This window comes from Tenacibaculum sp. TB-56, from assembly GCF_059716275.2.
On the sequence record NZ_CM201367.1, the window covers coordinates 280,294 to 294,235 of the forward strand.

The window sequence follows — 13,942 nt, forward strand, 5'->3', positions numbered from 1 at the left end:
ATCAAATATTGAACTGTTTCTTGTTTTGGTTCCATAGTAAAGTCTGAAGACTTTTCTGAGTAAATTTGCATCATATAACCCCTTATTTATAACTTATAATCAATGAATTAACGATGCTTTTTTTCAAATATTGTTTAACTTGCTAAAATAATTTTATTTTTTTCTATTATTTTTCTCAAATTAATCAAAGCGTAACGCATTCTTCCTAATGCTGTATTAATGCTAACGCCCGTATTTTCTGATATTTCGTTAAAACTCATATCATTATATATACGCATCTTTAAAACCTCTTTTTGTTCTTCTGGCAATTCTTCAACTAGCTCTTTTACGTCGTTTAAAATTTGCTCTTTAATAATTTTACTTTCTGCATTTAACGCTCCATCACTTAAAACCGAAAAAATATCGAACTCTTCTGTATTATTAAACGTTGGCATGCGGTTGTTCTTTCTAAAATAATCTATAATTAAATTATGAGCAATACGCATAACCCAAGGTAAAAATTTACCTTCTTCGTTATAATTTCCTTTTTTTAGTGTTCTTATTACCTTGATAAAGGTGTCTTGAAAAATGTCTTCTGTAGTATCTCGATCTTGTAGTTTGCTATAAATAAAGCTATACAATCTCTGTTGGTGTCGTTTAATCAATAATTCAATGGCTAGTTCGTTGCCGTTAATGTAGTTTTTTACTAAAACACTATCGTCGATTATGTCTTTCATAATAATTACTTTTTGAAGGGGAACTAATTCGTTCTCTTCTTGTTAAGGGATATAAGTTATAAAGTAATTATTATGCTATAGGCCTTTATTTATTGATTAATAATGAATTACAAATATTGAATTTTTTATTAATAAAAGCAAAAAAAACTCACAAAAAAGAGAAAAACACTGTTGTAACCACGTTAAAATCACTTAAAAATTGGTATTTTTATCGCTTATTTTTTGAGCACATGAAGACTGACATTTCAACTGTAAACCCTAAAGAAAACATTATAATAAAAGGAGCTAAACTGCACAATTTAAAGAACATTGATGTGGTCATCCCTCGTAATAAATTAGTCGTTATTACTGGACTTTCGGGATCTGGAAAGTCTTCTTTAGCATTTGATACTCTATATGCCGAAGGTCAACGTCGTTATGTTGAAAGCTTAAGTTCTTATGCTCGTCAATTTCTTGGAAAACTACATAAACCAAAGGTTGATTATATAAAAGGAATTGCCCCTGCTATTGCTATTGAGCAAAAAGTGAACTCTACCAATCCAAGGTCTACTGTTGGAACCTCAACTGAAATTTACGATTATATCAAATTATTGTATGCTCGTATCGGTAAAACCTTCTCTCCTATTTCTGGAGAAGAAGTAAAAAAACACACGGTTTCAGATGTTATAAACCATGTAAAAACTTTTGAGGAACGCACAAAACTATTATTACTTGCTCCTATACATATTAATAAAGACAGAGATATAAAGACTGTTTTACAAGTATTAACACAGCAAGGGTATGCTCGTTTAAAATATCAAGATACCGTATACAGAATTGATGAATTCCCAGTAAAAGATTTTAAAGGAAGCCAATTACAATTAGTTGTTGATAGGATTGTTGTAAAACACGAAGAAGATTTTTACAACCGTCTTGGTGATGCTATTCAAACAGCTTTTTTTGAAGGAAAAGGAATTTGTTACATAGAAAACTTATCTGACGAAACTACTACAGAATTCAGTAATAAATTTGAACTAGACGGAATTTCTTTTTTAGAACCGAATACACATTTATTCAGTTTTAACAATCCTTACGGAGCTTGCCCTACCTGTGAAGGTTATGGAAATGTAATTGGTATTGATGAAGATTTGGTTATTCCTAACACAGGGTTATCTATTTACGAAGATGCTATTTTTCCGTTTAAAACAGACAGCTATAAAAAATATAAAAACGACTTGATTCTTCATGCTGAAGAGTTCGGAATTTCGATTCATAAACCTTGGTTTGAACTTTCTGAAGAGCATAAAAGTCTTATTTGGAATGGAACCAAAAAGTTCAAAGGAATCAATCATTTATTCAAAAAATTAGAAGAAAAAAGTTACAAAATTCAAAACCGTGTAATGCTTTCTCGCTATCGCGGAAAAACTAAATGTACGGAGTGTGAAGGAAAACGTTTGCGCAAAGAAGCAAATTATGTGCAAGTATATGGGAAGACAATTTCCGAACTGGTTACACTTCCATTAGACGAATTAGCTGTATTTTTCAATAGTATTCAGCTCAACAAATACGAAGAAAAAATAGGGAAACGCTTATTAACTGAAATCAACAATCGCTTACAGTTTTTAACCGATGTTGGTTTAAACTACTTAACCTTAAACCGAACATCAAACACGCTATCTGGTGGAGAAAGTCAACGAATTAATTTAGCTACATCCTTAGGAAGTTCGTTAGTTGGTTCGATGTATATTTTAGACGAACCAAGTATTGGGTTACACCCAAAAGATACTGAAAGGCTCATTGGTGTTTTAAAAAACCTACGCGATTTAGGAAACACCGTAATCGTAGTTGAACATGATGAAGACATCATGAAAGAAGCCGATTATATTATTGATATCGGTCCTGAAGCGGGAACTTATGGTGGAAATGTAGTTGCTGAAGGAACTTTTGATGAAATTCTACAATCAGATTCGTTAACTGCTAAATATCTTTCCGAAGAATTAAAAATTGAAGTTCCAACCAAGCGAAGAAATTCTAAGAATTTTATTGAAGTTATTGGTGCTCGTGAAAACAACTTAAAAAATATTGATGTAGCTTTTCCGCTAAACAATTTAACGGTTATTACTGGGGTTTCAGGAAGTGGAAAAAGTACGTTAGTTAAGAAAATTTTATATCCTGCGATGCAAAAGCAACTTATAGGATATGGAGATAAATTAGGGCAACATACAGAAATTACAGGAAGTTTTGACACCTTAAAACATGTAGAATTTATTGATCAAAACCCTATTGGACGCTCTTCTCGTTCCAATCCAGTTACCTACATTAAAGCTTACGACGATATTCGAAAGCTATTATCAGATCAAAAACTTTCGAAAATTAGAAATTATCAACCTAAACATTTTTCTTTCAATGTTGAAGGCGGTCGTTGTGAGGTTTGTAAAGGAGAAGGTGAAGTAACGATTGAAATGCAATTCATGGCCGATGTACATTTAGAATGTGAAACTTGCGGAGGAAAACGCTTTAAAAAGGAAGTTTTAGAAGTTGCTTTTGAAGGAAAAAACATCGATGATATTTTAAACATGACCATCGACGATGCTGTTGCTTTTTTCACACAACACAATCAAACAAAAGTTGCCAGAAAACTAAAACCTTTACAGGATGTTGGATTAGGCTATGTACAATTAGGACAATCATCTTCTACATTATCAGGGGGTGAAGCACAACGTATCAAATTAGCTTCTTTTTTAGTCAAAGGAAACACAAAAGACAAAGCACTATTCATCTTTGATGAACCCACAACTGGTTTGCATTTTCACGATATTAAAAAACTATTAGCATCGTTTAATGCTTTGATAGAAAGAGGGCATTCTATTATTGTTATTGAGCACAATATTGAGCTAATTAAATGTGCCGATTACATAATCGACCTTGGTTTGGAAGGTGGTAAAAAAGGTGGAAATTTAATTTTTGCAGGCACTCCTGAAGAACTTACTAAAAATAAAGAGTCGTACACTTCTAAATACTTAAAAGAAAAACTAGTTTTTTAATTAGAAAAGCCACCCAACCTCTCGGTCGGACAGCCTTTCACAACAAAAATTAACAAAATTTAATAAATAAAGAACTCTTAATTATTTTAATAAGCTATACACAAACTCTGGATAACCTCTTTCTCCTGCTTCGTTTGTTAATGCTAAAAACTTTAGTTTATATAAATTACCATCGGTATCTTCTAATACATAAAAAATAGTTTCTTTAAGAGAAGGTAAAGTTTCTGGACCTCCACCTTTTCTCCAACTACTACCAATACCACGTTGATCATTTTCAAAACTGTCTAAATTTACATCTGTCAATGAAAAAGTGTTGTATGTATAATCTTCAGTTTCTGTGTCAATCATATACACTTTTACATTAGATTTTAAATTGTTTACTACAAAATCTGAATAACCATATGCCCCGTAACCTGGAATTTCGTTTGTAAAAACGGTAAAGTTTAAATCCCATTCAGTTTTTTTAGGCTCAACATTTACAGTATTTTCAGTATTAAAACTGAAAAAAGTAAAATTATAGCCTTCTGTTTTGGTAATTACAACTTCATTATGTGTAGTTGCATCTAAATCTGCATATTGTAAAACATAATTACTGCCATCTTTTAAAATTCTAATTTTTTTCCAACCTCTAGAATCATCAGAAATATCTACCCCTCCTACAGCTGGAGTTTCTGTACCTATCTCGTATCCTAAATTTATTAAGTACACTTTATTATCTTCATCATTATCTGATATTTCAGCTATTGCAGTAGTATTTATGTCTCCATTAGGAGCATCAATATATGCCGAACTTTCAGAATCAAAAGTACCCACAGCTACTTTAGGTTGTAAATCTTTAACCTCTTGAGTTGAAGAGTTTACTGCATTTATATTTGTAGAAGATAACTGAGCTACTGCCATATAAATAGCTCCATTTAAAGTAACCTTAAACTTATCTCCTGAGTAAAAGCCTAAATCCCAAGAATCTCTTTTTATGTTTGTTGTAGTGTTTGTACTTAAATCTACATACACTTGATTAGGTTGGTTAGGCCCTCCTATTTCTGGTGCTACGGTTGCCCCTTCTATTACTACTTTTATAGGTTCTGAGGGTAAATTATTATCACTAGAACAACTTGCTAATAAGAAAGTTGCTACTAATAAAGAAAATGATAAAATCTTGTTTGTCATGATTATTAATTTTAAAAATTGATATTATATAATAGTTTTAAATAGTATGATCGTCCGTACCCCAGCAAAAGAGTATTATTATTTGCCGAGTGTGTTCCTCCATTGCTTACGTTATTGACATTAACATTCGTAACATCAAATAAGTTTCTAGCGCCTAAGGTTGTTTCTAACTTGTTCTTAAAAAATGATTTTTTCATAGAAGCATCTAACCAATTGTAGGATGCTATCGTAGATTTTGAGAAAATTGAATTCCCTTCATTATCTGTTCCCGAAGCAACATAGTTTTGTTGTCTTCCGTTATGTTTTAATAAAACTGTGAATGCTGTTTGCCACTTTTCTATTTCATAAGTAGCACTTGTATTTAGCTGAAATGAGTATAAAAAATCATTTTCTGCATTCGCTTCATTATTCGCTATTCTAGATATTCCTTGTATAGTTGCCCCTAAATTAAATGCCCAATTGTTAGCTTTTATAGTATTAGTTGATGAAATTCCCCATAACTTATACGCATCAATGTTTATGTATTGATATTGTAATGGTGAAGAGTTTACAATTGCTAAATCAATTTTATCATCAACATTTATATAGTCAACTTTTACGCTATTTAATAATGATATACTTGAACCATCAAACCAACTTTTTTTCTTTAAACTCAATGATGCGGAATATCCATTTTCTGGGTTTAAGTCTTCATTCCCTCTTACATCATGATTAGAATCTACAAAATAGTAGTATAATTCTTCAAAATTTGGGGTTCTGTACGAGGTTCCTACGTTACCTCTAAGTTCAAAGCCATTTTTTAATAGATAACGAAGGCTTAATGAACCTAAAAGTTTTGAACGAAATAGAGAGTTATATTCAAATCGTAAACCCGGACGAACCATAAAAGAGTCTGAAAAGTTAATTTCAGAAGAACCGTATAACGCATAATTATTTTGTGTTCGCTTTTTATCTTGTTGCGTAACACTGCCTGATGCTTGTGTATCAAAACCACTTATGTAGCGTGTTTCGTATCCTAATTGAAAATTATGGCGATTGCTTTTTATGAAATTTGAAATAGCTCCTTTCGAAAAGAAGACTTCACTTGACTGATAAACTTCATCGACTTCATTGGTTTTATCTCCATTCAAAATATAATAATTGAACTCGTTTAAATACCTATCTTGTGTTTGATATGAAGCTGAGAAAGAATATGAACTTCCTGATTTAAAATTACCATTTACGTTTAAGTTATTTACAAACCTATTAGTTTTAAAAACTCTATCTGTAGCAGACGGATTACTAGTTTGCGTATCTGTATTTATATTAGCTCTTACACCTGTATTATAGTAATTTATAAGTTCATTAAAATAATTAAATCGATAACTTAAATTAAATCGCTCATTTTTATAGTTTAAAAACCCGTTAGTATTAATCTGTTCTTTTGGCAACCAGCTATAACCTCTTAAACTATCGTTCTCATAATAATCTCTTCCTTTTCTATTATCATAAAAACCAGCAAATTTGTTTCTATTAAAGCTAATTCTACCAAACCAATTATCAGAAAAATTATGAGCTACACTTACACTTTGTATATGTTTTCCTTTATTAAAAAAAGCAAATTCATTACTAACTGTTTCTTCTTGTAACGATGTTTTTATACTCCATTTACTTCGAGCAGATTTTTTTGTTATAATATTAATAACTCCAGATACTGAGTTTGCTCCATACTCCACTCCCATAGCCCCTTCAACGATTTCAATTCGCTCAACGTCATCTAAATTAACTTGAGTTAAATCAATATTATTTCCCAGTCCATTATCACTTACTAAAGGAATATTATCAATCAAAATATTGAAGTATTGTGAATCTAAACCAAATAGCGAAATAGTAGATTTCCCTGACTGAGCATTTGGCACAACTGTTAAGTTTAATTTGAAGTTTAGCAAATCTGCTAAATTATTAGCTGCTTGTTTTTCTATTTGTTTTTTATCTATAACTGTTACGTTATATACTGATTTCTTTATTGATTGAGGATTGTATTGTCCTGTGATTACAACTTCTTCAAGCTTATTATAATAAACACTATCCTGCTTAATTTCTTCTTGAGAAAAAGACGATATAGCAACAAGCAACAACAAAATTCCTATATTTTTATTTAGAAACATTCTTAATAATTTTCTGCAAATATATTTTTTATTTTTAACAAGTCTAAATAAAATTTATATTTTTGTCGAAAATAAATTCAAACAAAACTCACAATGAAAAAAATATTATTGAGTAGTATTATATTACTATCTGCACTTACCATTAATGCTCAAAGCAAAAAGAAAAAAGATAGACAAGCCATAAAAAACATGTGCGGTTGCTATGAAGTAACTTTCAATTTTGCTGAAACTTTTAACAACAGTAAAGACTCTCTTTACAAACCTTCAAAAACAAAAAAAGACAAAGGTTTAGAGTGGGCAGAATTAATCGTTGATGAGAATAATAAAATCTCTATTCAACACTTATTACAAGTTGGAAACCCTGCTAACCCACATATAGTTAAACATTGGAGGCAAGATTGGCTATACGAAAACACTGATTTTTACATGTATAATGGTGATAACAATTGGTTATTTCAAACAAAACCTAAATCAGAAGTAAAAAAACAGTGGACTCAAAAAGTATATCAAGTAGATGATAGTCCAAGATATGAAGGCTCTGGAACTTGGGTACATGTTGATGGAAAAAGCTACTGGGAAAATACTACGGATGCTCCTTTACCGAGGAGAGAATATACCAAAAGAAGTGACTATAATGTTACAGAAAGAGGTAATCGTCATGAAATCACAAATTATGGTTGGTTACATGACCAAGACAACAGAAAAATCATACGAGAAGCTGGTAAAGAAGATATTGTTGTTGCTCACGAAAAAGGTTATAACACCTACGTTAAAGTACCAGATAGTAGATGCGAAGCTGCACAAAATTGGTGGAAAGAAAATCAAAACAAGTGGCAACTCGTAAGAAATAAATGGGATGAAGTGTACGGTAGAAATACCAATCTTTCTTTAGAAAATAAAGTAGACAATAAACCTCTATTCAAATATTTGTTTTCTGACGAAACTTCAAAAGAAAATGAAATTGATAAAACCATTGAATCTTTTATAAAAAAATAAACTCCTAATGAAAAAATTACAAATCACTCTTATACTAACAGTTCTTATTAGTTCAATACAAGCACAAACAAAAAACATCTTTTTGGAAAGGTCTTTTTGGAAAAACAACCCTACCGTTGAACTTATCGAACAAAAAATAAAAGAAGGTAACGATGCTACTGCTTCAAATTCTGGCGGATTTGATGCTGTTTCACAAGCTATTTTAGCAGATGCTCCGAATGAAGTTATCAAACATCTACTAACCAAAAAAGGGAATGATGTTAACAAAATAACACACGATAAAAGAACTTATATTTTCTGGGCTGCTTACAAAAACAATGTTGAAATAATGAAGCATTTACTAGGCAACAATGCTCGTATGGATGTAAAAGATTCGCATCAGTTTTCTCCATTAACCTTTGCTGCTAATGCAGGACAAACCAATAAAGAAATTTATGAGTTATGCATTAAAAACGGAATTGATATTAAAACAGATGTTGACGAACACGGTGCCAACGCTCTTCTTTTAGTTTTACCTAGTTTAAAAGACCTATCTTTTATAGAATACCTTTCTACTAAAGGATTAAGCTTACAAAGTGTTGACCATAACGGAAACGGTGCCTTTAACTATGCTGCAAAAAAAGGAAATAAAACCATCTTAGAACTTCTTATCAAGAAAGGTATACCTTATAAAAACTTAAACAAAAAAGGAGGAAATGCAATCTTGCTAGCTACACAAGGCTCTAGAGCAGGTTACAATTCACTTGAGTTTTTCAAGTATTTAGAAAGCTTAGGAATCAATCCGAATATCACGAATAAAGACGGAAAAACACCGCTTCATAATTTAGCTCGCGGAAACAAAGACATAGCTACTTTTAACTATTTCCTTAACAAAGGAGTAAACCCTAATCAAGTTGATGAAAACGGAAACACTCCTCTACTAATTACTGCTAGTAGGAATACTTTAGAGATTGTTCAGTTGTTATCAGAAAAAACAACCAACATTAATCACACTAACGAAAAAGGTCATTCAGCACTTACCTACGCAGTTGAACAAAACTCAGAAGCTATTGTTGATTATTTAATCAAAAATAAGGCTGACATTCATGTAAAGGATAATAAAGAGAATTCGTTAGCTTATTATTTAGTAAAAAGTTACCATCCTAAAAAATCAGAGGATTTCAACAAAAAAATGCAGCTTTTAGCGAATAACGGATTAAAATTAACACAACTTCAAGCAGACAAAAACAACTTGTTCCATATAGCTATAGAAAAAAATAGCGTTGACTTATTACAAAAAATCAACACTTTAAAACTTGATATAAATGCTAAAAACAGCGACGGATTAACTCCTTTGCATTTAGCTGTGATGCAAGCTAACAATACAGATGTTATCAATTATTTATTAAGTATTGGTGCGGATAAATCAATCACGACCGATTTTGACGAAACAGTTTATGATTTAGCTAAAGAAAACGAAGTTCTTAAAAACCAAAACATCAATATTAACTTTTTAAAATAAAACATCACATCGAGTGATTTTGAGAAAAACAATCAAAATTATATCGAAATGAAAAAAAAACAAATTAAGATGAAAAAAATAATTCCAGTTCTTTTAATAGCTATGCTTACCATGGCTTTTACCTCAACAAATAGCGCTAGTTACAAATGTATGATCCAACTAAAAAACTATACGGGTGAAGGCGCTTACATCACTATTTCATTATTGAATCCGAAAGGAGAATATGATAAAACCTTGTATGTAATTGGTGATGATGAAGAATGGTATTCTGACATTACCGAATGGTGGAAATTTCAAGGAAAAGTTCGCGCTGATATCGATGCTATAACTGGCGCTACAGTTAGCGGTGGTGGTAGAACTATTAGCGTACTAAACATAGATAACGACAAGATTGATAAAGGTTATAAAATCAGATTTGAATCGGCTGTAGAAGACCAAGAATATTACAAAGACGATGTAGAATTTGAGTTAACAACCGAAAATCTTAAAAACAAATTTGAAGGAAAAGGTTTTATCCGTTACATACGTCTAATGCCTCAATAGTTTAAATAAACATCTAACAAAAATGACCACCTCAATTTGGAGATATAGCCACTTAACCTTGGCTATATCTTCTTCTATATTCGTACTTCTTGCTGCAGTTACAGGTATTATTTTAACGTTTGAACCTATTTCAAAACAGCTATCAGAATACAGCATTTCTAATACAGAAAATATTACGCTAGCTGAAACAATTTCTGAACTTCAAAAACAGTATGATGAAGTTATTTCTATTACTGTTGATGAAAATGATTTTGTAACCGCTTCGGTAATTACTAAAGAAGGAAAAAGTGCTACTTTTTATGTAGATCCGTTTAGTGGTGAAAAACTAGGAGAACCAGAAAAAAAACATCCTGTTTTTCAATTTGCAACGAGTTTACACAGGTCATTATTTTTAAAATCAACTGGGCGTTTCATTGTTGGTTTCTTTTCTTTTTTACTGAGTTTAATCGCTATTACAGGACTTATATTAATTGCCAAACGACAAGGTGGAATTAAACAACTTTTTTCCAAGGTTATAAAAGAAAATTTTGCTCAATATTACCATATCATTATCGGAAGATACACACTGATTCCTATTATTATCATCACCCTAACAGGTGTGTATTTATCTTTAGACAAATTTTCTCTTTTACCTACGGAAAAAATCAATCATTCTTTTGATATTTCATCTTCTACTTCGGATGAGAAATTAGCGATTGCTGAATTTTCGACCTTTCAAAATATAACTTTAAATACCGTAAAAAGTGTTGAATTCCCTTTTTCTGAAGACGAAGAAGATTTCTTTTTCATAAAACTAACCAACAGTGAATTATTAGTACATCAATATACCGGTGCAATTATTAGTAAAGAAAACCTTTCATTAACTAGCATACTTTTAAACTGGAGTTTATTATTACATACTGGAAACGGAACCATTATTTGGTCGATTGTATTGTTGCTTTCTTCAATTTCAATCCTGTTTTTTATCTATTCTGGATTTGTAATGACTCTTAACAGAACTAAAAAAAGCTCGCTACCTAAAAACAATATCCGTAAAGAGAAAGCAGAAATTATCATCTTAGTGGGATCTGAAACAAACAGTACTTTTCAGTTTGCTTCTGCATTGTACAATTCATTAGCTAAAACAAACAACTCTGTTTTTATTGATGTTTTAAACAACTATACTTCTTACACCAACGCTAAACATTTAATTGTACTAACTTCAACTTACGGAGACGGTGAGGCACCTTCAAATGCAAACAAGTTTCTAAAATTAATTCAGCAAATAAATAATCAGAATACGATTAACTATTCGGTAATTGGTTTTGGTTCTAGAGCATATCCTAAATTTTGTCAGTTTGCTATTGATATTGATGCTGCATTACAACAACATCCAAAATTTAACTCAGTAGTACCTATATATAAAATCAACAATCAATCATTTCAAGATTTTAAAACTTGGGGGCACCAATGGAGCGACAAAACTGGAATTGATTTAGAACTAGTTCAAGTAGTTAAAAAGCCTAAAAAACAACAAACTTTTACTACAGTTTCTAAAACCGATTTAAACAACGACGATTCTTTTTTAGTTCGCTTACAACCTACAAAAAAACTTCGTTTTAATTCAGGAGATTTACTCGCTATTACTCCTAAAGAAGACAATATTGAACGTTTATATTCTGTCGGAAAAGTTGATAATGATATTCTATTAAGCATAAAAAAACACGAATTAGGAATTTGCTCTAACCTACTTTATCAATTAGAGGAAAGAGAACCAATTCAAGCAACTATTCAACCAAATAAAGATTTTCATTTCCCGAAGAAAAACAAAGAAGTTATTTTAATTGCTAACGGAACCGGAATTGCTCCTTTTTTAGGAATGCTTCAACAAAAAAATGGTACAAAAACACATTTGTTTTGGGGAGGAAGAACTCAAGAGTCTTTAAAAATCTATACTCCTTTACTAAACAATATAGAAAACAACAACATTCATATTGCTTATTCTCAAGACCAAAACAAAGAGTACGTTCAAGATTTATTATTAAAAGAAGAGAATACAATTGCTTCTGTTTTGCAAAACGGTGGAACAATTATGGTTTGCGGTTCCATCAAAATGTTGAAAGGCGTTGAAACTTCCATAGAACAAATTGTTTCAAACAAACTGAACACTTCTTTAAATTACTTTAAAAAGAATAATCAAATTAAAACGGATTGTTATTAACAGAAAACTGGCTGAAGACTGCATTCTTTAAGCTTTCAGCCAATTCCTTTTGTCTACTACGTTTTCATAAACTAACCACTCACTACTGGCTAACGTCTACTGTCTAGTAACTGACGACAACGAATTCTAATTTATCTACTACGAATTCTAATTTACTCCCAATTCACCTATACATCTGTGGTAATTTTGATCATATAAAAACAACAATTATGTGGTCTAACAACAATTATTCATCAGTATTAAAAATGTATTTGGAAAAATACACAAGTTTAAAATTACAAATCAGTAATAACGGATTAATCGCTTCTGTTGAAAAGCAAGAAAACGGTCAATGGATTAGCGATAGAAACCTACCTAATATCTTAAATAAATTATCAACCGATTTTAATTTAGGTAGAGATGTAACCATCATCTTACAACAATAAAACTATAATAACCTTAAAACAAAAAACTATGAAACAAAACATTTTAAAAGTAGGTACAGTAATCGGATTACTACTACTTATCGGAGTATTTACAAGCTGTAATGACGCAAAAAAAGAAAACAAAAAACAAGAACTGGGAAATATTGCTAAACTAGATGAAGTTATGGAAAATTCGGTGGTAGAGTACAGAACCCCTGTAGTTTTCATTACAGGAAACGACAAAGGTAACAGTCATTTTTACGACAGTGCGCGCGTATACTTTAAAGAGAAAAACTATGATGTTATCAACGGAAAATACTCTATTGAAGAAATCATTACTTGGATGAATAGTAATGCTAGTGAAAACCCTTATGGAGAAATTCATATTGTAAACAACAACAATCCGTTTAAAGCAATGAACTTAGAAACGGTTGTAAATGGAGAAAAAATAACTGCTAATAGCTTACAAAAAACAATTGATCAAGGTAGATTACCTTTACTAAAAAGTGATGCTATTACAGATGACACAAAAGTTATCTTTCATACCAATGAGTTGGCATCAAACAGTGATTTAGTTAACACGCTAAAAAGTGCTTTCATTACTGAAAATAAAATACCTCAGGTAGTTGCATCACCTTATTACAATGTTTTTGGTGGAGAGTTTTCTAACCACTATTTAGCGCAACCGTATTATGTGTTTTATCCAACAGCTAATTCTCCTGGAAAAGTAGATTTATCTAAAGAAATTGCTAAGAAGTATCCAGAAGAAAAAGAAATTGATTGGTACGATGCTTTAAATAACGAAAGAGAGCGTTATGTAGGAGAACCATATACAGTTCAGTACAGCATTCCTGTGAATTTAGAGTTAGATTATCACAATTCTGATAATGAAATTCCACACTTTGTAATGCAAGAAGAAATTATGGATTTTATTGCTAGTGAAGAAAACTTGATGAAAGAAGTACAAAAAACAAACATTCCTTTAGAAAAGTTCAGATGGACATATATTGTAAAAAATGACCAATTAACAATCAAAGGAAAAGCTTCGGCTCTATGCGTTTTGAAACCTTTAGTAAAACCTTACGGTGAATTAGAACACGTAAAACCAGACCCTAACAACAAGCGTTTATATGCTATGAAATAACTTATAATTGTTGAACAAACGTCATTACGAATAAAGCAATTCCCTCCTGCCCTTCGTAATGACGTTTAATTTAAGTATGTTTGTTATGATGAAGTTTTTAA

10 protein-coding genes are annotated in these 13,942 nt (G+C 31.1%); 7 read left to right on the forward strand and 3 right to left on the reverse strand.

Annotated elements, in window-relative coordinates; genetic code table 11:
- Positions 1-134: 134 nt before the first annotated feature.
- A complete protein-coding gene (locus AC3VI6_RS01310) occupies positions 135-716 on the reverse strand; it encodes an RNA polymerase sigma factor (RefSeq protein WP_274634599.1) in 582 nt (193 codons plus the stop codon).
- Between the two features lie 230 nt (positions 717-946).
- Between AC3VI6_RS01310 and uvrA the strand changes: the two genes are divergently transcribed.
- The gene (gene uvrA, locus AC3VI6_RS01315) at positions 947-3,739 is read left to right on the forward strand and encodes an excinuclease ABC subunit UvrA (protein WP_497704899.1); all 2,793 of its coding nucleotides are present in this window, start codon (positions 947-949) and stop codon (positions 3,737-3,739) included.
- A gap of 81 nt (positions 3,740-3,820) precedes the next feature.
- Here the strand turns inward: uvrA and AC3VI6_RS01320 are convergent, their stop codons facing one another.
- Both AC3VI6_RS01320 and AC3VI6_RS01325 read right to left on the reverse strand, forming a co-directional pair.
- Positions 3,821-4,906 carry an HmuY family protein gene (locus AC3VI6_RS01320; protein ID WP_497704900.1) on the reverse strand — a complete coding sequence of 362 codons (1,086 nt, stop codon included), beginning with the start codon at positions 4,904-4,906 and terminating at the stop codon, positions 3,821-3,823.
- 11 nt (positions 4,907-4,917) lie between these two features.
- Positions 4,918-7,053 carry a TonB-dependent receptor plug domain-containing protein gene (locus AC3VI6_RS01325; protein ID WP_497704901.1) on the reverse strand — a complete coding sequence of 712 codons (2,136 nt, stop codon included), beginning with the start codon at positions 7,051-7,053 and terminating at the stop codon, positions 4,918-4,920.
- Between the two features lie 93 nt (positions 7,054-7,146).
- On the opposite strand from AC3VI6_RS01325, the gene AC3VI6_RS01330 reads away from it, so the two are divergent.
- The 6 genes from AC3VI6_RS01330 to AC3VI6_RS01355 all read left to right on the forward strand — a co-directional run bounded on the left by AC3VI6_RS01330 (position 7,147) and on the right by AC3VI6_RS01355 (position 13,841).
- Positions 7,147-8,049 carry a DUF6607 family protein gene (locus tag AC3VI6_RS01330; protein ID WP_435255222.1) on the forward strand — a complete coding sequence of 301 codons (903 nt, stop codon included), beginning with the start codon at positions 7,147-7,149 and terminating at the stop codon, positions 8,047-8,049.
- A gap of 7 nt (positions 8,050-8,056) precedes the next feature.
- A complete protein-coding gene (locus AC3VI6_RS01335) occupies positions 8,057-9,550 on the forward strand; it encodes an ankyrin repeat domain-containing protein (RefSeq protein WP_497704902.1) in 1,494 nt (497 codons plus the stop codon).
- A gap of 69 nt (positions 9,551-9,619) precedes the next feature.
- Positions 9,620-10,093: a DUF2271 domain-containing protein gene (locus AC3VI6_RS01340; protein ID WP_497704903.1), complete on the forward strand. Its 474-nt coding sequence runs from the start codon at positions 9,620-9,622 to the stop codon at positions 10,091-10,093.
- Between the two features lie 22 nt (positions 10,094-10,115).
- Entirely contained in the window at positions 10,116-12,293 is a 2,178-nt protein-coding gene (locus AC3VI6_RS01345) for a PepSY domain-containing protein (protein WP_497704904.1), read from the forward strand.
- Between the two features lie 209 nt (positions 12,294-12,502).
- The gene (locus AC3VI6_RS01350; protein ID WP_274634590.1) at positions 12,503-12,718 is read left to right on the forward strand and encodes a hypothetical protein; all 216 of its coding nucleotides are present in this window, start codon (positions 12,503-12,505) and stop codon (positions 12,716-12,718) included.
- 28 nt (positions 12,719-12,746) lie between these two features.
- Positions 12,747-13,841, forward strand: a complete 1,095-nt coding sequence (locus AC3VI6_RS01355; protein WP_497704905.1) for a hypothetical protein — start codon at positions 12,747-12,749, stop codon at positions 13,839-13,841.
- Positions 13,842-13,942: the final 101 nt, after the last annotated feature.